This is a genomic window from Massilia sp. GCM10023247, assembly GCF_042653325.1.
Classification (GTDB): domain Bacteria; phylum Pseudomonadota; class Gammaproteobacteria; order Burkholderiales; family Burkholderiaceae_D; genus Telluria.
Genome location: NZ_JBHSIB010000022.1, coordinates 236,216 through 255,042 on the forward strand (window position 1 = coordinate 236,216; position 18,827 = coordinate 255,042).

The window sequence follows — 18,827 nt, forward strand, 5'->3', positions numbered from 1 at the left end:
TGAATGCTAAGTTTCGGATGTTTTGTAATATTGGGAAAAACGATGTGCTTTCAAGGGTTCGCCGATCAGCACAGGTGTTTTTCTTATTTTGCCTGTGCAGCGGTCACGATGGCCGGACGCAGCAGGCGGTCGGCGATCATGTAACCCTTTTGCAGTACCGAGACCACGGTATTGGCCTCCTGGTCGGCCGGAACGACAGCGACGGCCTGGTGCTTGTTCGGGTCGAGCTTCTCGCCCTGTGCAGGCATCACTTCGACCAGGCGGTTCTTTTCGAACGCGGTGGTCAGCTGCTTGAGCGTCATTTCGACGCCTTCCTTGATCGACTCGACCGTCGGGGCTTCGACCTTGAGCGCCATCTCGAGGCTGTCGCGTACCGGCACCATGGCCTCGGCGAAGCTTTCGATAGCGAATTTGTGCGCCTTGCTGACGTCTTCCTGGGCGCGGCGGCGGATGTTTTCGGTCTCGGCCTTGGCACGCATGAACGCGTCATGCATTTCAGCCAGCTTGGCTTCGGTCGCGCTCAGCTGTTCTTCGAGGCTCGGTTCGCCGTTGGCAGGTGCTGCCTGGGCGGCGGGAGCGGCTTCGCCTTCTGGCTGGGGAATCACCTCTGGATTTTCTTGGTCTTGCATCGAAAAACTCCTGAAATCAAGTACTTGGCTGAATAATTAGACGGAAACTGCTTGTCGTACAGCGCCCCATATGGGGTGATCTCCTACAACTTCAAGGGGTATTACCACTCTGTCAGCGGAAAGTTTGACAACATTTGTTACAACACTTACCGCTGAGCTGATTCTTTCTATAACGGGAAGTTTTACCATGGTCTCCAGACGCGTGAAGTCGTCCTTAGAACAACGACCGTACCAGGGAGTCCATCATGAAATTGCATTTGATCAGCAGCGCCGTCGTGGTCTACACCGCACTTGCCACCGTCTGTATTTGCTACGCGGGGGTGTAGGCCTGGGTTGCCAAAACGTGCAATTTTAGCAGGTTAAGGCCCAGGGTCGGATGCGAGCGGCAGAGCGCAATGGAGCAGCGTGCGCATGTCCGTCGAACGCGTGGACGGCGGAGCCGTCCACCCTACGGGTCAGCGCTTGCCTGTAGGGTGGACGGGTTCCCCGTCCACGCGTCGATCGTTGGCCTCAATCAACCTCGACGGTACCGGTATTGGCGACGCTACGCCCCCAGCCGCACCGCGTGCTCGCGCCCCAGCTCGGCATCGCGCCGCTCGGCTTCCCGCTGCGACGGGCTCATCATCGTCGGCCAGCCGATCAGGTGCTGTTCGGCGATCTCGGCCATGCCGACGATCCAGGTCGGCGACTCGTTCAGGCAAGGAATATAGTGAAATTCCTTGCCGCCGGCGGCCTCGAAATCGTGTTTCACTTCCATCGAGATCTCTTCCAGGGTTTCCAGGCAGTCGCTGGTAAAACCGGGGCAGATCACGTCGACGCGGCTGATGCCCTCGCGTGCCAGCTGCTGCACGGTCGGCGCCGTGTACGGCTGCAGCCACTCGGCCTTGCCGAAACGCGACTGGAAGGTGACGACGTAGTCGTCCGGCGACAGGCGCAGGCGGGCGGCCAGCAGGCGCGCAGTCTTCTGGCATTCGCAGTAATACGGGTCGCCCAGCAACAGCGTGCGCTTGGGCACGCCATGGAAACTCATGACCAGCTTCTGGCCGCGGCCGTGCGCATCCCAGTGCGCTTCGACGATGTCGTGCAGCGCGTCGATATAACCCTCGTGGTCATGGTAGTGCTTGACCAGGCGCAGCTCGGGGACGTTGCGCACGTTTTTATAGTGGGCAAACACGGCGTCCCAGATCGAGGCGGTGGTGGTGCCGGAATATTGCGGATAGGCGGGCAGGATCGCGATGCGGTCGCAGCCCTCGGCCTTGAGTGCGTCCAGCACTTCCGGCAGCGAAGGCGAGCCATAGCGCATCGCCATGCGCACCTGCACGCCTTCGTGGCCGCGCTCCTGCAGCGCCTCGGCCAGCAGGCTGGCCTGCTTCTGGGTGTGCACCTTCAGCGGCGAGCCCTCGCGGGTCCAGATCGTCTGGTATTTCTTCGCCGAGGCACCCGACCGGAAAGGCAGGATGAAGATGTTGAGGATGAACCACCACACCAGGCGCGGGATCTCGACCACGCGCGGGTCCGACAGGAATTGCTTCAGGTAGCGCTTGACCGCGGCACGGGTCGGCGCGTCCGGCGTGCCGAGGTTGACGAGGACGATGGCGCTCTGGGCAATGCTACCGTGGGTATGGGGTGGTTCTTTTCTAAAAGGCATGGGCAATCAGGAGGCGGCTGGGGCCTCCATTATATGTGTGCCGGATACCCCATCGAACCGATATTTGCGATCGGCCAACTAACGCGGCCGTTCGGCAAGGCCCATACGCGCCTGCCGGCATGCCGGTGTCGCGCGGCCGCCACGGACGGCCGCGCCGATCCGGCGCCGCAGACGCCTCAACTGCTCAGGTCGTGACCTTCAGGCGCACGTCGATGTTGTTGCGCGTCGCATTCGAATACGGGCAGACAATATGCGCCTTGTCGACCAGCGCCTGTAGCTGCTGCTGGTCCATGCCGGGGCCGTGGACGGTGAGGTCGACTTCGATGCCGAAGCCGGTCGGGATCTGGCCGATGCCGACCTCGCCGGTCACCGTCAGCTCTTCCGGCAGCTTGACCTTCTGCTGGCCGGCGACGAATTTCAGCGCGCCCAGGAAGCAGGCCGAATAGCCGGCGGCGAACAATTGCTCCGGATTGGTGCCGGTCGCGCCATTGCCGCCCAGTTCCTTCGGCGTCGTCAACTTGACGTCCAGCACGCCGTTATCGCTGCGCGAGCTGCCCTCGCGGCCGCCCTGCGAGGTGGCCTTGGCGCGGTACAGGACTTTTTCGATGCTCATGGGTTCCTCCATGGTTGGGTTGGACGGAGATTGTGGCAGATGCATGAGAGATGCCGCGCCCGCTAGCGGCACCGTCCCGTGTATCCCGTACTCCCGAAATGGGTTAAATTGTCCACTGCCCTGCATGAGAGGACATCCGAATCGGCAGGATCGATTCCACCTACTTTCACGAGCCGATGCCTGTTCCCTCTCTCCCCTCCGATTCGGATCAGATCCACAGCCTGCTGGCCTCGCTGGGACTGCACGACAGCGTCGAAGGGAATGTGTTTTCGTTTCTGCAGGACAGTATCCGGGATGTGATCTTCGTCCTCGAGGTCAGCCAGGGCAGCGAGCAATACCGTTTCGTCCATGTCAATCGCGCCTTCGAAATCACTACCGGTCTGCCGCCGGACGCCGTGGTCGGCAAATTCGTCCATGAAGTCATTCCGCCCGAATCGGTCGACCTGGTGCGCGCCAAGTACCGGCGCGCCATCGAGACAGGCGAGAGCATGCACTGGGACGAGGTGTCGAACTATCCCACCGGCACCAAGGTTGGCGAAGTCACCGTCACGCCGGTCTTCTCTGCCGACGGCACCTGCCCGCTCCTGATCGGCACCGTGCACGACGTGACCGAGCGCTACCGCGCCCAGGAACGCCTGGCGGAACTCGAGGAACGGTCGCGCCTCGCGCTCGAAGCGTCCGGATCGGGCACCTTCGACTGGCACGCCGGCACCAACCAGGTGCTGCTCTCCAGGCATTGCAAGCAGCTGCTGGGCCATGTGGCGGAAACGCTCGACCTCGACACGTCCCGGCTGGACCGGCTTGTGCATCCGGACGATGTGCTGCTGGCCGCGACGACGCTGCGGCAGATCCGGGCGGGCGACTTGTCTACTTTCTCGATCGAGCTGCGCATCCGTCACCTCTACGGTCACTGGATCTGGCTGCGCTGCCACGGGCGCGCAGTCAAAGGCAACGACGGCAAGGTCAGCCGGGCGTTCGGCACCCTTGCCGAGATCACCCGGGCCAAGGAAGCCGAGGAGATGATGGCGCGCGCCTCGCTGGTGTTTGCCCATAGCAGCGACGCGATCGCCATCGCCGATGCCGCCGGGCACATCATCATGGTCAACCCGGGGTTTACGCGCATGCGCGGCTATGAAGCCAATGAGGTCATCGGCCGCCCAGCCGGCTTTTATGATGCGGACCTGGAGCGCGGTAGCGCGCACGAAACCCTGCGCGCCCACGTCCAGGCGGCGGGGCACTGGAAAGGAGAAATCTGGAGCCGCCGCAAGGACGGGCAACTGATTGCCGAAGAGCGCTCCGTTACCGCGATCAAGTCGCCCGGTGGGGAAGTGCGCAATTTCATCGAGATCGCCAGCGACATCACCCGCGCCAAGAAGGACGAGGAACTGCTGTGGCGCCAGACGAATTACGACAGCCTGACCGGCCTGCCCAACCGCCACCTGTTCCTCGACCGCCTGCGCCAGGCGATCAAGAGCAGCCATCGTGGCGAGCATCCGGCGTTTTCCCTGCTGTACATCGACCTCGACCAGTTTAAGGAGGTCAACGATACGCTGGGGCATAACGTCGGCGACCAGTTGCTGAAGGAGGCAGCCCAGCGCCTGCTGCGCTGCACCCGCGACAGCGACACCGTGTCGCGCCTGGGCGGCGATGAATTCACCGTCCTGCTCGTCAACATGCACAACCTGGAGAACGAGGACGCGTATGTCATCGACCGGGTCGCACAGAGCATCATGGGCACGATGTCGCAGCCTTTTCGCATCGACGGCGAGAGCCTGCACCTGTCGGCCAGTATCGGCATCACCCATTTCCCGGGCGATGCGGCCGACGCCGACAGCCTGCTGAAGCACGCCGACCAGGCAATGTACGAGGCCAAACGCCTCGGGCGCAACCGCTACGCGTATTTTTCGCCGGCCATGCAGGACCGGGCCCAGGAACGGCGGCGCATGAGCGACGACTTGCGCCTGGCCGTCGCCCGGCATCAGCTGCAGGTGCATTACCAGCCGATCGTCGACATGCAGACCGGAAGGGTCGTCAAGGCGGAGGCGCTGGTGCGCTGGCGTCATCCGCAGCGCGGCTGGGTCCAACCGCTCGAATTCATTCCGCTGGCCGAGGAAACCGGCCTGATTTTCGAGATTGGCGAATGGGTGTTCCATACCGTGGTGAGCGACACCGTGCGCTGGATACGCGAGCTCGGCCAGCCGATCCAGGTCGGTATCAACGTCTCGCCACTGCAGATCGCCAAAGGCGGCGACAGCATCGATCGCTGCATCGCCTTCCACGCGACCCAGGGTTTGCCGGTTCACGCGATCGTCATCGAGGTGACCGAAGGATCGCTGCTGGAACACGACCTGGACGTCGAAAGCCGCCTGCGCGCACTGTCCGAGCACGGTTTTGCGCTGTCGCTCGACGACTTCGGCACCGGCTATTCCTCGCTGTCCTATCTCCAGCAATACCGCTTCGAATTCCTGAAAATCGACCGTGCGTTTGTCGACAACATGCAGTCGGGAAGCCGCCAGCTGGCGCTATGCAAGACCATCATCGACATGGCGCACACGCTGGGCATGCGCGTCATCGCCGAGGGCATCGGCAACGAAGACGAAGCGGATCTGCTGCGCAGCGCAGGCTGCGACTTTGGACAGGGTTATTTCTTCCACCTCCCTGGGCCGGCAGAGCAGTTCGAGCGCTTGATGCTGGCGCAGGGCGTGCATGGCCAGGCCTGAGGATGGCCGGCAGGTAGCGCACCCGCCGAACATCCTCACTATTCGGTAGACGATGGCTAGGACGCCAGCAACTCCCGCGCATGCTTGCGCGTCGTCTCGGTAATCTCGATCCCGCCCAGCATGCGCGCCACCTCCTCCACGCGCGCCCGGTTGTTCAGCACTTCGATGCGCGAGACGGTGCGCCCCTCGCCGGTGGTGCCTTTCGCCACCTGGAAGTGCTGGTTGGCCTGGCTCGCCACCTGCGGCAAGTGGGTCACGCACAGCACTTGCCGCTGCTGGCCGAGGCGTTTCAGCAAACGCCCGACGACTTCGGCGACGCCGCCGCCGATGCCGCTGTCGACCTCGTCGAAAATCAGGGTCGGCGTGGTGGTGGCGTTCGAGGTGATCACCGAGATCGCCAGCGAGATGCGCGCCAGTTCGCCGCCCGAGGCCACCTTGGCCAGCGGACGCGGGGCCACGCCGGCGTGGCCGGCGACTAAAAATTCGACCTGCTCGAGGCCGTGCGCGCCCGGCTCGCCGGCGTTGAGCGCGACCTCGAAGCGCCCGCCCCCCATGCTCAGCTCCTGCATCGCATTGGTGACCTGCTCGCCCAGCGAACGGGCGGCGGCGGCGCGCCGGCCCGAGAGCCGCTCGGCTACCTTGCGGTAGGCCGCTTCGGCCTTCGCTTCCTGGCGTTTTAATCCCTCCATGTCGGAAGCGTCGGCCAGCTGGCGCAGCTTGGCCGCCAGCGTGGCGTGCTCTTCCGGCAGGTCTTCGGGCGTGACGCGGTACTTGCGGGCGGCGCTGTGCAGCGCGTCCATGCGGGCGTCGACTTCGCGCAGGCGGTCCGGGTCGAGCTCGACCTTGTCGATGTACTGGTTCAGCGCGTACACCGCTTCCTGGAGCTGGATGCGGGCCGGCTCCATGCAGTCGAGCACGGTCTGCAGCTCGGCGTCGACGTCCACCAGTTTACCGAGCTTCGTGTTCAGCGAACTCAGTTGCGACAGGATCGGGTGGTCGGATTCGGAAATCGCGGCCAGGGCTTCCTGCGCCCCTTCGATCAGGCTGGCGGCGTGCGACAGGCGGCTGTGTTCGTTGGAGATCTCGGTCCACTCGCCCGGTTTCGGCGCCAGCTTGTCGAGCTCGCTCACCTGCCACTCGAGGCGTTCGCGCTCGATCAGCACGTTCTTTGCATTCGTTTCGTATTCCTCGCGCTGGCGAGATAACGCACGCCAGGCGCGCCAGGCGACGGCCACTTCCTGCGCCTCGGCCGCAGCGGCGGGATCGCGCACGGCGATCTGGTTGTCGAGCAGCGCGCGCTGGGCGTCGGACTTCAACAAGCTCTGGTGCGCGTGCTGGCCGTGGATGTCGACCAGCATTTCTCCCAGCTCGCGCATCTGGCCGGCGGTGGCGGCGGTGCCGTTGATATAGCCCTTCGAGCGGCCGGCGTTGTCGATCACGCGGCGCAGCAGCGCCCCGCCCTCTTCGACGGCGAACTCGTTCTGCTCGAGCCAGGCGCTGGCGGCGTCCGTCAGGGCGAAGTCGGCCGTGATGTCGGCCTTGGCCGCGCCCTCGCGCACCATGCTGGCGTCGCCGCGCCCGCCCAGGGCCAGCTGCAAGGCATCGATCAGGATCGACTTGCCGGCCCCGGTCTCGCCGGTGAAAACCGAGAATCCACGGGCGAATTCGAGTTCGATGGCGTCGACGATGACGAAGTCGCGAATGGTCAGAGTGCGCAGCATGAAAAGACGGGTCTCCCGGGGGTGGTTTGTTATTTACTTTAATTTGCCGTCGTGGGACGGGTATTCGTGCCAGTGCAGTTTTTCGCGCAGCGTGTGGTAGTAGCTCCAGCCTTCCGGATGCAGGAAGGTGATGGTGTTCGGTGAACGCGAGATGACGATTTCGTCGCCATGCTGCAGGCTGGCGAACGTCTGCATGTCGAAATTGACCGAGATGTCGCGCCCGCTGACGATCTCGACCACGATCTCGCTGGTGTCGGGAATCGCGATCGGCCGGTTCGACAGCGCGTGCGGCGCGATCGGCACCAGCACGATGCCCTGCAGGCTGGGATGCAGCAAGGGCCCGCCGGCCGACAGCGCATAGGCCGTGGAACCGGTCGGCGTGGAGACGATCAGGCCGTCCGAACGCTGGTTGTACATGAAGTGGCCGTCCACCGTCACCCGCAGCTCGGCCATGCCGGCGCCGCTGCCGCGGGCGACGACGACGTCGTTGACGGCCACGCCGCAAAAAATCATCTCGCCGCCGCGCAGCACGCGCCCTTCGAGCAGCGTGCGTTTTTCGGTACGGCCCTTGCCCTCCAGGATTTCGCCGAGCGCCGGCAGCATGCGCTCGACCGGGATGTCGGTGATGAAACCGAGCCGGCCCAGGTTGATGCCGATCAGGGCGATGTCGTACTTGGCGAGCTGGCGCGCGATGCCGAGCATGGTGCCGTCGCCGCCCATGACGATGACCAGTGCACCGAGCGCGCCGATTTCGGCAACCGTCATCGACTCCACCCCGGTCATGCCGAGATGGGCCGCCGTGTCGGCCTCGAACACGACGCGGCGCCCGGCGTCTTGCAGGAAGGCGACGATCTTCGCCACCGGTTCTTCGATGCCGGCCGTGTTTTGCCGCACCACGAGCGCGATGATCGATTGCGATTCGGGTGTCAGGGGCATAAGTCTCTCGGCGATGGATGGGCGGACACGCTGGAGATTAACCGATAATCCCAGCGCCTGCCACCCGCCCGCGCATCAAATACTGTACAAAATCACAGTATAGAGGCACGGGGTGTGATCCGGCAAGATCAGGCGATCACGGCCAGTGCGGCGGCGGCCGCGATCGCCATCGCGATGCACAGCAGGTGCAGGGTCATCAGCACGATCCAGCGCAGGGCCGTCAGCAGGCGCCCTCCCCCATACACCTTGCGCATGGCGGTCGGCAGGTAGAAGGTCAGCCACAGCATGAGCGCCGCTCCCAGCAGGGGGATGAAGTCCGGCAGGATCAGCAGCAAACTCAGCATCAGGAAGGCGAAGGCATTCGTGTGCAGGGCGAACAGCAGGTGCTCGCCATAGCGCCGGCCCGAGCCCAGGTAGAGCAGCTTGAGCAGGGCCGCGAACACCGGCATCAAGGCGAAGATCGCATACGGCGCATAACTCGAGAGCGCGCGCAGCAGCGCGGCGCTGCGCTCCTTGCCCGGCAGTGCGTTGAACTTCTCGACCTTCTTGCCCAGCGCCGGATGGATCGAGGCTGCGAATGCCACTCCCCTGCTGGCGTCGCCCTCGTCGAAGGTGACCAGGCCGTCGTGTTTCTTGTCCTGCGGAGCGCGCGCTTCGAGCCGCGCCTGCTTGTCCTCTCGGGGCGTGGGCACGGCCGCCTTGCCCGGCGCCGGCGCTTCCACCTGCGGCACGGGGCGCGTGTCCGCTTCGTTGGTGCCGACATTGACGCCGCCAAGCTTGAAAATCGCAAAGAAAATGATGCTGAAGCTCAGGTACAGGCGCAGCGGCTCGACATAGCGGGCGCGCTTGCCCTCGATGTAGTCGCGCGTCAGGCGGCCGGGACGGAACAGCAGCAGGGTCAGCGACTTCCACAGCTTGCCCTCGAGCGCGACATAGTGGGCGATGAATTCGTGCAGGAATTCGCGCGCGCTCGGCACGTGCAGATGCGCCGGCTGCCCGCAGCCCTGGCAGAACTTGCCCGCAATCAGGGTGCCGCAGTTGGGGCAGGAAACGGCGGCGTGCTGCAATTCGGGAGCGTTTTTCAAGGCGTATGTCCGGCAGGAAGGTCGAAGCCGTCATGGTAGCGATTTCATTGCAAAAAAGCATCATCCAATTGCGCGACTGCGCCCGGTTCGACGGGTTAGGATTCATGCAAGAGTCAGCAGAGGAGAAAGCAATGGTTACCGAAACCAAAGATCGCTTCGTCAACACCGATGCGAAGATCGAAAACGACGGCGTCAAGCGCCAGCCGCACGAGCGCGACGAGGCACCGGACGGCCAGGATACCGAGCCGCGCGGCGTCATGAAGCAGGCTGCCGAAGACCTGGCGCAGGGACTGGTCGACACCGACCTGCGCAACACGCCTGGCATCAGCGAAGCCGTCGACCCGAAGCCGGGCGCGACCGGCCAGGCCAACCCACAACCCGACCGCCATCGTTCGATGCGCGATCACGATTCGGTCGAGCCCGTACCGGGCAAGAACCGCTGAAAGGAAACCCATGACCATCAAACGCAACGGCAGCGCCGTCTGGAGCGGCGGCATCAAGGACGGCAAAGGCGCCGTCTCGACCGGCAGCGGCGCCCTGAAGGATGCGCAATACGGCTTCAACACCCGTTTCGAGGACGGCCCCGGCACCAACCCGGAAGAACTGATCGGCGCGGCCCACGCCGGCTGCTTCACGATGGCCTTGTCCGGCCAGCTCGGCAAGGCCGGCATGACGGCCCAGGAATTGCGCACCACGGCCACGGTGTCGATGGAGAAGCAAGGCGATGGCTTCACGATCACCGCCGTCCACCTCGACCTCGTCGCCAGGATCCCGGGCGCCAGCCAGGAGGCCTTCGACCAGGCAGCGAACACGGCCAAGGAAAACTGCCCGGTATCGAAGCTCCTCAACGCGAACATCACGATGAGCTCGCGGCTGGAAAACTAGTTTTATACAAACAGCGGCGTCTCTGGACGACGTAGCGTGGACGGCTTGGCCGTCCACGCGTTCAACGCACGCTCGCCAACCACGAACACCTGCCCGGCAAAGATCGCCGCGACCGCATAAAATTCCCCCTTTCCGATTTATCCAGAAAGACAACCCATGCGCCTCCTGCACACCATGCTCCGCGTCGGCGACCTGCAGCGCTCGATCGACTTCTACACGAACGTGCTCGGCATGAAACTGCTGCGCACCAGCGACAATCCCGAATACAAGTACAAGCTCGCCTTCCTCGGCTACGGCAGCAATCCCGACCATGCCGAACTCGAGCTGACCTACAACTACGGCGTCGACAGCTACGAGATGGGCACCGCCTACGGCCACATCGCCCTCTCGGCCGACGACATCTACGCCACCTGCGACGCCGTGCGCAAGGCCGGCGGCAACATCACGCGCGAGCCGGGCCCGGTCAAGGGCGGCAGCACCGTGATCGCCTTCGTGACCGATCCGGACGGCTACAAGATCGAGTTCATCCAGCGCAAGGACAGTGAAATGGGCGCTGGCCTGAACAGCTGATGCTTCCCGGCAGCATCGAAACGATGCTGCTACAATCTCCTTGCCTGATTCCCAGGCAACAAAATACGTCTTCGGGGCGGGGTGGAATTCCCCACCGGCGGTAGGACCGGCAACGGTCGAGCCCGCGAGCGCCTGTTTTCTTGAAACAGGGTCAGCAGATCTGGTGCGATGCCAGAGCCGACGGTCATAGTCCGGATGAAAGAAGATGTGCGTGATTGCGCGTGTAGCATGCGTCCGTACGCCAGCCTGCCTGGCGGCCGGCGGCATGTCTCCACGCGTGCCTTCGCTTGCCCTGATGCGTTTTTCGCCAACTTACCGCGAGGAGCGTTTCACATGTTAGTCAATACCTACTCCCTTTACAGTCCTGACCTGGACGGCCGCATCGAAGCAGCACTGGCCGCGACCCGGGCGGGGATTCCCGTCATCCTGCTCGACGATTTCGACCGCGAAAACGAGGCCGACCTGGTCGTCGCCGCCGAGAAACTGACTGTCGAAAGCATGGCCCTGATGATCCGCGAATGCAGCGGCATCGTCTGCCTGTGCCTGTCGGCCGACAAGGTGCGCAGCCTGGAATTGCCGCCCATGGCGGCCGAGAACGGCAGCCGCTACGGCACCCCGTTCACGGTCTCGATCGAAGCGCGCGACGGCATCAGCACCGGCGTCTCGGCCCAGGACCGGGTCACCACCGTGCGCGCCGCCATCGCCGCGGACGCCCAACCCGAGCACCTGGTGCGTCCGGGCCACGTGTTCCCGCTGCGCGCCACGCCGGGCGGCGTGCTGGCGCGCGCCGGCCATACCGAGGGATCGGTCGACCTGGCGACCATGGCGGGCCTGCAGCCGGCCGCCGTCCTCTGCGAGCTGATGAACCCGGACGGCACGATGATGCGCGGCGAGGCGATCGAACGCTTCGCCGAAGAGCGCGGCTTCCCGATCCTGACCATCGCCGAGCTGATCGCCTGGCGCCAGGCACGCGCCTGAGAGCGCTCCGGCAGAATGAACGGCGCTCCGGCGCCGTTTTTCTTTTCGGAACAAATTCTCGCCCATGCCGGCGGTCAACGATCCGTTTGACCGAGGCTAAGCTAGCTCATCTTTAAGCGAACGAATCCGCGCCCCGGTTCTAGACTGAACCGTCAACTCTTCCACGGAGGCGCGTCATGTCCACATCCCGTTCCACCCAGTCCTTGACCAGGCCGCAGCGCGCGGCATCGGCGGCGGCGTTCGCGCTGGCGGCACTGCTTGCAGGCTGCGGAGGCGGAGGCGGCGGGGGCGCAGGCGGCTATCCGGCGCCGGCGCCGCCGCCTCCGCCTCCGCCTCCGCCGCCGGTCGACCTCGGCCCGCTCTACGATTTCACCGCGATCGGCCTGCCCGGCATCACCTTCGGCGACGTCGACCGGCGCGGCATCGCCACCAGCGCGCGCGTGACCGGCACGTCGCGCGACGCGGCCGGCAACGTGCGCGCCTTTTATTACGACGGCAAGCAGAACATCGACCTCGGCACCTTCGGCGGCGCCGCTGCCCAGGCCTATTCGATCAACCGCTGTGGCCAGATTGCCGGCTGGGCCCAGGCGCCGGGCAACCTGGCGCGCGCCTTTTATTACGACGGGGCGCTGCACGACCTCGGCACGCTGGGCGGCGCCGAATCGTTCGGCTTTGCGATCAGCACCTGCGGCAAGGTCGCGGGATGGTCGGGCACCGCGGGCGGCGAAACCCACGCCTTCTACCACGACGGCAAGACCATGCGCGACCTCGGCACCTTCGGCGGCACCGGCTCCTTTGCGCTGGCCCTGAACTCGGTCGGGCAGGTCGCCGGCTATGCCTACGGCCCCGGCAATGCCTGGTTCCACGCCTTCCTGTTCGATGCCCGCACCGGGGCCCCGATCCGCGACATCGGCGCGCCGGGCCTGAACTCGCTGGCGCAGGACATCAACGACGCCGGCCAGGTCGTCGGCTACACGCGCGATGCCGCCGGTGTGCTGCGCGCCTTCCGCTACGAGGCGGGCACCATGCACGACCTCGGCCTGCTGCCGGGCGCGCAAGGCGCGGAAGCGCGCGCCATCAACGGCGCCGGGCACACGGTCGGCTACGTCGTCTACCCCGACGGGCGCCAGGTCGCCTTCCTGCACGACGGCACCACCATGCGCGACCTCGGCACCCTGAACGGCAGCCGCTTCTCGGACGCGCGCGCGATCAACGGGTCGGGGCTGGTGGTGGGTTCGTCGGTGAACCCGGCCGCGGGCGCCGAGCACGCGATTGCCTGGTCGGCCAGCTACGGCATGGTCGACCTGAATACGCGGGTCAAGGACTTGCCGAAAGGGATAGAACTGGTGAGTGCGCTGGCGGTGGCCGACGATGGCGGCATTGCGGTGCGCACCAACCAGGGACTGGGACTGCTGCGGCCGCGCCGTTGAGGGCAAGGCAAGGCACTGCCCTGCAATGCAAAACGGCGCCGATTCGGCGCCGTTGATTATTTGCCTCCCAAGCTCGGGATGCACATATCCTTTGCAGGCTTACTTCTGCAGCAGGTTGTTCACCGGCAGCAGGTCGGCTTCGCGCAGCGAGCCGGACGCGGCCTTCAGGCGCAGGCCGTTCAGGATGGTGTTGTAGCGGGCACGCGCCAGGTCGGTGCGGGTCGAGTACAGCTGGCGCTGGGCATTCAGGACGTCGATGTTGATGCGCACGCCGACCTGGTAACCGAGCTTGTTCGACTCGAGCGCCGACTGGCTCGACACTTCCGCTGCCTGCAGCGCCTTGACCTGGGCTAGGCCGCTGTTGACGCCGAGGAAGGCCTGGCGCGCCTGCAGCGCGGCGTTGCGGCGCGTCGTTTCGAGGTCGTTGCGGGCGCGGTCTTCGAGGGCGATCGATTCGCGCACGCGGCTGGTCACGGCAAAGCCATTAAAAATCGGCACCGACCACTGCACGCCGATCGAATTGTTGCGGCTATCGCCCGAGGTGCCGGCGATGCGGCCGTTGACGTCGCGGCGGGTCGAGGCGGCGACCAGGTCGAGCGTCGGCAGGTGGCCGGCGCGGTTGCGCTGGATGTCGCGCTTGGCCGACTCGAGCGCCAGTTGCGACACCGTCACCCCGTAGTTCTGGTTTTCGGCCGACGACACCCAGGCATCGACTGCGGCCGGTTGCGGCGGGGCCAGGTTGATGCCCGACTGCAGCGGCGCCAGCGCGCCCGGCTCGGTGCCGATGATCGCCTGCAGCGCGGCGCGCTTGTTGTCCAGGTCGTTCACGGCGGCAAATTCCTGCGCCACCACCAGGTCGTAGGCCGCTTGCGCCTCGTGGGTGTCGGTGATGGTCTGGGTGCCGACCTCGAAGTTGCGCTTGGCCGAGGCCAGCTGTTCGGTGACGGCGCTCTTCTGGGCGCGGGTCGATTCCAGCGTATCCTGGGCCGACAGCACGTCGAAGTAGGCCTGGGCGACGCGCGTGATCAGGTCTTGCTGGGCCTGCGCGAACTGGGCTTCGGCGATCGCCTGCGCCAGCTTGCTTTGTTCATAGGTCTGCCAGCGGTCCCAGCGGAACAGCGGCTGGCTCAGCGCCAGCGTGTACTCGTTGGTGCGCAGGTTGGTGCCGCGGCCGCCGATCGGGACGCCGTCCACCAGTTCGCCCTCGTTAAACGGCGAAAACTCGCTATCGTTCTTGACGACCGAGCCCGACAGGCCGACCGTCGGCAGCAATCCCGCCCGCCCCTGGGTGACGCGTTCCCGCCCGGCCGCAAGCGAAGCGCGTGCGCTGGCGAAGGTGGCGTCATTGGCCACGGCCTGCTGGTACACCTGGATCAGGTCGATCGCGTGCGCATTGAGCGACACGAAAGCGCTGGCCAGCAGCACGGCGATGAGGGATTTCTGCATTGCGGTCTCCGTCGGAGTCATCAAAAGTTGGAAGGAAAAAAACGCAGGTCAATACGTCGGCATCGCCGGGTCGACCTGTACGGCCCAGGCGTGAATTCCGCCGGTCAAATTGGTGACGTTCTCGAAGCCGTTACGCTCGAGAAAAGCGGCCACCTGCATGCTGCGCGCGCCGTGGTGGCAGATGCAGACAATCTCTTGCCCGTCGTCGATCTCGCCCGCGCGGATCGGGATCAGGTGCATCGGGATCTGGGTCGAGCCGGCAATGTGGCAGGTCTCGAATTCCCAGTTCTCGCGCACGTCCAGCAGCAAGGGGCGCGGCTGGGTGTCGTCAGCCAGGCGGGCGGCCAGTTGGGGCGCGGTCATGTGCTGCATCGCCGGTCCTTAGAACGTGAAGCGCGAAACGGCCGGCGCACCCGCCAGCGGCTTGACGTTGGTCTCGAACAGCTTGACCGTGTCGTAGGCGGCGTCCGAGACGCGCGTCACCAGCACGACGCTCATCGCCGGCGAACGGCCGACGATGGCGGCGATGCGCCCGCCGACCTTGACCTGCTTCAGGAAGGCTTCCGGAACGCTTTCCAGGCCGCCCGAGATGACGATCACGTCGTACGGTCCGCCCTGCTCCCAGCCGGCTGCGCCGTTGCCTTCGACCACGGTCACATTGTCGATGCCGGCCCGGGCGATGTTCTGCTCCGCCAGCGCCTTGATTTCCGGCGAGATCTCGACCGTGGTGACGTGGCGTGCGCAGTGCGCCATCAGGGCCGCCATGTAGCCCGAGCCGGTGCCGATTTCCAGCACGTTTTCGTTCTTGTTCAGGTTCAGTTCCTGCAGGATGCGCGCTTCGACTTTCGGATTCAGCATCACTTCGCCGCCCGGCAGCGGGATCTCGACATCGGCGAACGCCAGGTTCTGGTAGGCTGCCGGCACGAACTCTTCGCGCTTGACCACATGCAGCAAATCGAGCACGTCCTGGTCCAGCACGTTCCACGGCCGGATCTGCTGTTCGATCATGTTAAAGCGGGCTTGTTCGATATTCATCTCAATACTCGGTGGAAAGGAAATAATCCGATATTTTATCGTTGAACTGCCTCAACACGTATATCTTATCGGGACGGCATCGAGATCGCGTGGAATTGCGACAGTCTGCAGTTTGAGGGGGTTGAACGTACGCAAATTCGGCTGCGTCGCAAATGCTCCGCGGAAACGATCACCTGGCACTGCAGGGCAAGCGAGGCCAGGCTGCCGGTGCAAGGCCGCCATGGCAGGCTTAGCGGGCGTTCCCGACTGGAAGCAGGCCATTGAGCGCGAGGTCCAGGAAAGCGTCGAGGAAGGCCTGCGGCTGGAGCATGTCGCGCTCGCAAGGGCCGACCGAATGCTTCCAGGTAACGAGCATCAGCATGGGCGCGATCAGCACCTGGGTGATCTGGGCAACATCGACCGGCCGGAATTCGCCCCGGTCGATGCCGCGCTCGAGCATGCTGGAGATCATGCGCGTGCCGCGGTTGATGACTTCGTCCTGGTAGAACGCGGCCAGCTCCGGGAAATTGCCCGCTTCAGCCGTGACGAGCTTGATGATGCCCGACACTTTATTGGCACCGATCCGCTCCCACCAGCCCATGATCACGTTGCGCAGCAGCTCGGCACTGTGGCCGTCGAATTCCGCCACCGAGGACTCGGCGTCGCCGATCACGGGCACGATGCTGTTGCGCACCACCGCCTTGAACAGCTCTTCCTTGTTTTCGAAGTAGAGATACAGGGTGCCTTTCGAGACCCCGGCGCGGCGGGCGACATCCTCCAGCCTGGTCGAGGCAAAGCCCCGCTCGACGAAGAGGTCGATGGCCGCTGCCAGCAGTTCCTGCGGCCGGGCATCCTTGCGGCGCTCCCAGCGCGGCTTGGCGTCAACTGAGCATTCCATGCTTCCACCCGACAACTTGATAATAAGTCATCGAATATAGACCTGCACTCGGGGTCAGTCAAGGGCTACTCCCGCTTGCGGTGCATAGACTTGCAACACCTGGCGCCGGCAGCCTGCCCGCCATGCCGTTCAGCGCCCGCTGCGGCCGCCGTCGCCATAAATACGCCCTTCCGAACCGGGCTGGTAGAGAGAACCTTCGGGATTGAGCGGGGCGGCGTCCGTCTGCTGGCGCGGCACCTGGAATACCGACATCACGTCCACCAGCCCCGGCACCAGCTTTTCCATGGCCACGTCCAGGCTGGCCATGGCGCCGACCTGGACCGTGCGCGCCGGCGTGGTGGCCGCGCCCAGGATCGCCTCGGCCACCTGGTGCGGGTCGATCTGCGGCGCCGGCAGCTTCGGTTCGTGCGCCAGGTAGTTGCGCGCATGCTGGGGCAGCGGCGTATCGACCGCGGTCGGCTCGATCAGGGTGATCGACACCGGCGCGCCGTCGACATGCTCGATCTCGATGCGCAGCGCGTCCGTAAAACCTTTCACGGCATGCTTGCTGGCCGAATACATGCCCTGCAGGGGAATCGCCAGCTCGGACGCTTCGCTGCCGACATTGATCAGGGCGCCGCCCGTCAGGCGCAGGTGCGGCAGCGCCGCCAGGCTGCCGTTGACCATGCCCCAGAAATTGACGTCGAACAGGCGCCGGCTGTCCGCTTCCGTGACCTGGTCCAGCCGGCCGTAGATCGTGCTCCCCGCGCAATTGACCCAGGTATCGATGCGGCCGAAGCGGGCCATCGCCTCGCGCGCCACCTGCTCGACCTGCGCGCGGTCCGCGACGTCCGCCACCACGTGGATGGCCTCGTGCCCGCTTGCCGCCAGGCCCTGCACGATCGCCTCGAGCACGTCGGCGCTGCGCGCCACCAGCACCAGCTTCGCGCCGCGGCGCGCCGCGTCCTGGGCGGTGGCCAGGCCGATGCCGCTGGAGGCGCCGGTAAGGACGATGACTTGCTGGTCGAGCGGTTTCAGGGAGGCGGCCATCCGATGCTCCGTTCTGCGTGTGGTGGGGATGCCTCGAACATAGCAGCAAGGCCCGCCCGGCAGCGCGCGCCTCCGCCCAGGGGCTGGCCGCGCTGCGGCGGTTTGGCTATACTGCGCAGTCCCCCCTCCAGGTCCGCGGCCCAGACGCCGCCCCGCACGCCCGATGAATTGCCGCGACAACTGTGGTGCCTGCTGCACCGCCCCTTCGATCACCAGCCCGCTTCCCGGTATGCCGCACGGCAAGCCGGCCGGCGTGCGCTGCGTGCAGCTGGACGGGGACAACCGCTGCCGCGTGTTCGGCAAGCCGGAACGTCCCGCCTTTTGCGGCGGCTTGCAGCCCTCATTCGAGATGTGCGGCGACAGCCGCGCGCAGGCGATGCTCTGGCTGGACGCGCTGGAACGGGCCACGGCCCCCGGCTGAGCAGCCCCGCCCTGCCGGCCCGGCCTAGGGCGGCGGCTCATCCGGCTCAACACCGTTCAGCCTGGCTTTTTTCTTCTTTTTGACAGTCACCGAGATCTCCTGGGCCGGCTTGGTCGCGGGCGGTGGCGCCACCGGCAAGGGAAAGCCCAGGAACACCATGATCAGGAAGACCGGCAGCAGCAGGAAAAACAGGGGACGGCGCCAGTTGAGTTTGCGTTTTAGCATTGCCAATAGATAAGTATTGGCGCCGCCCTTGCAAGAGGTGCAAGTAAATATTTGCGGGAACTTAGCGCGGGGTGGTGCGGGCCTGGACATGGGCGAACAGGGCGCCCAGGGTCATGTGTTCGTCCCAGATGTCATCGAGCGCGACACCGTAGCGCGTGCGCAGTTCGCTGGCGAGCTTCTGGAGTTCGGCCGCATCGGCCATCCATTTCGATGGATGCAGCGCCTTATAGATACTGAGCAACTGATCGTCGGGGCGGAATTTGAGCTTGTCGGTATCGCCAAAGGCGAAGGCCTCGGCAAACACGGAGAGGAATTCCCGAATCTGCCGTTTGGAGGCCCAGGGAAAGGCGCGGCGCCACAGGCGCCCCTGGCAAATCCGGGTGCGAAACGGGTTGGGGATCTGCCCATACGACAGGACCCACCATGCTAGCGCCAGCAAGACCAGGATGGCGACAATACTCATCAATGTAGGGCAGCGTGACTCATGCAATCGAGTCTAGCACGCGAACGGCGGCGTGTGCGCGCGTGGCGCGATATCGTGCGCCGCCGCGGCCACACGCCACGGCCGAATCGGTTTTA

Annotated in this window: 20 protein-coding genes and 1 riboswitch; of the genes, 7 read left to right on the forward strand and 13 right to left on the reverse strand. The window is 65.0% G+C overall.

Going from position 1 to position 18,827, the window contains the following annotated elements; translation table 11 throughout:
• Positions 1-83 precede the first annotated feature (83 nt).
• From grpE to ACFPAH_RS17875, 3 genes are all read right to left on the reverse strand, one after another.
• Positions 84-629, reverse strand: coding sequence for a nucleotide exchange factor GrpE (gene grpE, locus ACFPAH_RS17865; RefSeq protein WP_379747991.1), 546 nt, complete (start codon positions 627-629; stop codon positions 84-86).
• Positions 630-1,173: 544 nt separating this feature from the next.
• Positions 1,174-2,277 (reverse strand): ferrochelatase, encoded by a 1,104-nt coding sequence (gene hemH / locus ACFPAH_RS17870; protein WP_379747993.1) that lies wholly within the window; start codon positions 2,275-2,277, stop codon positions 1,174-1,176.
• Between the two features lie 184 nt (positions 2,278-2,461).
• Positions 2,462-2,890, reverse strand: a complete 429-nt coding sequence (locus ACFPAH_RS17875; protein WP_379747995.1) for an organic hydroperoxide resistance protein — start codon at positions 2,888-2,890, stop codon at positions 2,462-2,464.
• Positions 2,891-3,066: 176 nt separating this feature from the next.
• On the opposite strand from ACFPAH_RS17875, the gene ACFPAH_RS17880 reads away from it, so the two are divergent.
• Entirely contained in the window at positions 3,067-5,610 is a 2,544-nt protein-coding gene (locus tag ACFPAH_RS17880; protein ID WP_379747997.1) for an EAL and GGDEF domain-containing protein, read from the forward strand.
• A gap of 56 nt (positions 5,611-5,666) precedes the next feature.
• On the opposite strand, the gene recN is transcribed toward ACFPAH_RS17880, so the two are convergent.
• From recN to ACFPAH_RS17895, 3 genes are all read right to left on the reverse strand, one after another.
• Positions 5,667-7,331 (reverse strand): DNA repair protein RecN, encoded by a 1,665-nt coding sequence (gene recN / locus ACFPAH_RS17885; protein ID WP_379747999.1) that lies wholly within the window; start codon positions 7,329-7,331, stop codon positions 5,667-5,669.
• A gap of 33 nt (positions 7,332-7,364) precedes the next feature.
• Complete coding sequence (locus ACFPAH_RS17890) at positions 7,365-8,267, reverse strand: NAD kinase (RefSeq protein ID WP_379748001.1); 903 nt, start codon at positions 8,265-8,267, stop codon at positions 7,365-7,367.
• Positions 8,268-8,395: 128 nt separating this feature from the next.
• The gene (locus ACFPAH_RS17895; protein ID WP_379748003.1) at positions 8,396-9,352 is read right to left on the reverse strand and encodes a DUF3667 domain-containing protein; all 957 of its coding nucleotides are present in this window, start codon (positions 9,350-9,352) and stop codon (positions 8,396-8,398) included.
• 131 nt (positions 9,353-9,483) lie between these two features.
• On the opposite strand from ACFPAH_RS17895, the gene ACFPAH_RS17900 reads away from it, so the two are divergent.
• The 5 genes from ACFPAH_RS17900 (at position 9,484) to ACFPAH_RS17920 (ending at position 13,215) form a co-directional block, all read left to right on the forward strand.
• Positions 9,484-9,795, forward strand: coding sequence for a hypothetical protein (locus tag ACFPAH_RS17900; RefSeq protein WP_379748005.1), 312 nt, complete (start codon positions 9,484-9,486; stop codon positions 9,793-9,795).
• A gap of 10 nt (positions 9,796-9,805) precedes the next feature.
• Positions 9,806-10,237: an OsmC family protein gene (locus ACFPAH_RS17905; RefSeq protein WP_379748007.1), complete on the forward strand. Its 432-nt coding sequence runs from the start codon at positions 9,806-9,808 to the stop codon at positions 10,235-10,237.
• Between the two features lie 156 nt (positions 10,238-10,393).
• Positions 10,394-10,807 carry a lactoylglutathione lyase gene (gene gloA / locus ACFPAH_RS17910; RefSeq protein WP_379748009.1) on the forward strand — a complete coding sequence of 138 codons (414 nt, stop codon included), beginning with the start codon at positions 10,394-10,396 and terminating at the stop codon, positions 10,805-10,807.
• 63 nt (positions 10,808-10,870) lie between these two features.
• Positions 10,871-11,018, forward strand: a riboswitch (FMN riboswitch).
• A 122-nt stretch (positions 11,019-11,140) separates the two neighbouring features.
• On the forward strand, positions 11,141-11,785 hold the full coding sequence (gene ribB, locus ACFPAH_RS17915) for a 3,4-dihydroxy-2-butanone-4-phosphate synthase (RefSeq protein WP_379748011.1): 645 nt from the start codon (positions 11,141-11,143) through the stop codon (positions 11,783-11,785).
• Positions 11,786-11,961: 176 nt separating this feature from the next.
• On the forward strand, positions 11,962-13,215 hold the full coding sequence (locus ACFPAH_RS17920) for a hypothetical protein (protein ID WP_379748013.1): 1,254 nt from the start codon (positions 11,962-11,964) through the stop codon (positions 13,213-13,215).
• A gap of 99 nt (positions 13,216-13,314) precedes the next feature.
• Here the strand turns inward: ACFPAH_RS17920 and ACFPAH_RS17925 are convergent, their stop codons facing one another.
• The 5 genes from ACFPAH_RS17925 to ACFPAH_RS17945 all read right to left on the reverse strand — a co-directional run bounded on the left by ACFPAH_RS17925 (position 13,315) and on the right by ACFPAH_RS17945 (position 17,602).
• The gene (locus ACFPAH_RS17925; protein WP_379748015.1) at positions 13,315-14,661 is read right to left on the reverse strand and encodes a TolC family outer membrane protein; all 1,347 of its coding nucleotides are present in this window, start codon (positions 14,659-14,661) and stop codon (positions 13,315-13,317) included.
• Between the two features lie 48 nt (positions 14,662-14,709).
• Positions 14,710-15,033 (reverse strand): rhodanese-like domain-containing protein, encoded by a 324-nt coding sequence (locus ACFPAH_RS17930; RefSeq protein WP_379748017.1) that lies wholly within the window; start codon positions 15,031-15,033, stop codon positions 14,710-14,712.
• A 9-nt stretch (positions 15,034-15,042) separates the two neighbouring features.
• The gene (locus ACFPAH_RS17935; protein ID WP_379748019.1) at positions 15,043-15,696 is read right to left on the reverse strand and encodes a protein-L-isoaspartate O-methyltransferase family protein; all 654 of its coding nucleotides are present in this window, start codon (positions 15,694-15,696) and stop codon (positions 15,043-15,045) included.
• A 229-nt stretch (positions 15,697-15,925) separates the two neighbouring features.
• Positions 15,926-16,573 (reverse strand): TetR/AcrR family transcriptional regulator, encoded by a 648-nt coding sequence (locus tag ACFPAH_RS17940; RefSeq protein WP_379748021.1) that lies wholly within the window; start codon positions 16,571-16,573, stop codon positions 15,926-15,928.
• 129 nt (positions 16,574-16,702) lie between these two features.
• Positions 16,703-17,602 (reverse strand): SDR family oxidoreductase, encoded by a 900-nt coding sequence (locus ACFPAH_RS17945; protein ID WP_379748023.1) that lies wholly within the window; start codon positions 17,600-17,602, stop codon positions 16,703-16,705.
• Between the two features lie 163 nt (positions 17,603-17,765).
• Here ACFPAH_RS17945 and ACFPAH_RS17950 point away from each other — a divergent pair, with 163 nt between their 5' ends.
• Entirely contained in the window at positions 17,766-18,023 is a 258-nt protein-coding gene (locus ACFPAH_RS17950; RefSeq protein ID WP_379748025.1) for a YkgJ family cysteine cluster protein, read from the forward strand.
• A 24-nt stretch (positions 18,024-18,047) separates the two neighbouring features.
• On the opposite strand, the gene ACFPAH_RS17955 is transcribed toward ACFPAH_RS17950, so the two are convergent.
• On the reverse strand, positions 18,048-18,248 hold the full coding sequence (locus tag ACFPAH_RS17955; RefSeq protein ID WP_379748027.1) for a hypothetical protein: 201 nt from the start codon (positions 18,246-18,248) through the stop codon (positions 18,048-18,050).
• A gap of 61 nt (positions 18,249-18,309) precedes the next feature.
• Positions 18,310-18,711, reverse strand: coding sequence for a hypothetical protein (locus ACFPAH_RS17960; RefSeq protein ID WP_379748029.1), 402 nt, complete (start codon positions 18,709-18,711; stop codon positions 18,310-18,312).
• Positions 18,712-18,827: the final 116 nt, after the last annotated feature.

Bases quoted from the DNA above. Each gene is read 5' to 3' on its own strand.
- grpE (WP_379747991.1), bottom strand. From the start codon at position 629: ATGCAAGACCAAGAAAATCCAGAGGTGATTCCCCAGCCAGAAGGCGAA.
- hemH (WP_379747993.1), bottom strand. From the start codon at position 2,277: ATGCCTTTTAGAAAAGAACCACCCCATACCCACGGTAGCATTGCCCAG.
- ACFPAH_RS17875 (WP_379747995.1), bottom strand. From the start codon at position 2,890: ATGAGCATCGAAAAAGTCCTGTACCGCGCCAAGGCCACCTCGCAGGGC.
- ACFPAH_RS17880 (WP_379747997.1), top strand. From the start codon at position 3,067: ATGCCTGTTCCCTCTCTCCCCTCCGATTCGGATCAGATCCACAGCCTG.
- recN (WP_379747999.1), bottom strand. From the start codon at position 7,331: ATGCTGCGCACTCTGACCATTCGCGACTTCGTCATCGTCGACGCCATC.
- ACFPAH_RS17890 (WP_379748001.1), bottom strand. From the start codon at position 8,267: ATGCCCCTGACACCCGAATCGCAATCGATCATCGCGCTCGTGGTGCGG.
- ACFPAH_RS17900 (WP_379748005.1), top strand. From the start codon at position 9,484: ATGGTTACCGAAACCAAAGATCGCTTCGTCAACACCGATGCGAAGATC.
- ACFPAH_RS17905 (WP_379748007.1), top strand. From the start codon at position 9,806: ATGACCATCAAACGCAACGGCAGCGCCGTCTGGAGCGGCGGCATCAAG.
- gloA (WP_379748009.1), top strand. From the start codon at position 10,394: ATGCGCCTCCTGCACACCATGCTCCGCGTCGGCGACCTGCAGCGCTCG.
- ribB (WP_379748011.1), top strand. From the start codon at position 11,141: ATGTTAGTCAATACCTACTCCCTTTACAGTCCTGACCTGGACGGCCGC.
- ACFPAH_RS17920 (WP_379748013.1), top strand. From the start codon at position 11,962: ATGTCCACATCCCGTTCCACCCAGTCCTTGACCAGGCCGCAGCGCGCG.
- ACFPAH_RS17925 (WP_379748015.1), bottom strand. From the start codon at position 14,661: ATGCAGAAATCCCTCATCGCCGTGCTGCTGGCCAGCGCTTTCGTGTCG.
- ACFPAH_RS17930 (WP_379748017.1), bottom strand. From the start codon at position 15,033: ATGCAGCACATGACCGCGCCCCAACTGGCCGCCCGCCTGGCTGACGAC.
- ACFPAH_RS17935 (WP_379748019.1), bottom strand. From the start codon at position 15,696: ATGAATATCGAACAAGCCCGCTTTAACATGATCGAACAGCAGATCCGG.
- ACFPAH_RS17940 (WP_379748021.1), bottom strand. From the start codon at position 16,573: ATGGAATGCTCAGTTGACGCCAAGCCGCGCTGGGAGCGCCGCAAGGAT.
- ACFPAH_RS17945 (WP_379748023.1), bottom strand. From the start codon at position 17,602: ATGGCCGCCTCCCTGAAACCGCTCGACCAGCAAGTCATCGTCCTTACC.
- ACFPAH_RS17950 (WP_379748025.1), top strand. From the start codon at position 17,766: ATGAATTGCCGCGACAACTGTGGTGCCTGCTGCACCGCCCCTTCGATC.
- ACFPAH_RS17955 (WP_379748027.1), bottom strand. From the start codon at position 18,248: ATGCTAAAACGCAAACTCAACTGGCGCCGTCCCCTGTTTTTCCTGCTG.
- ACFPAH_RS17960 (WP_379748029.1), bottom strand. From the start codon at position 18,711: ATGAGTATTGTCGCCATCCTGGTCTTGCTGGCGCTAGCATGGTGGGTC.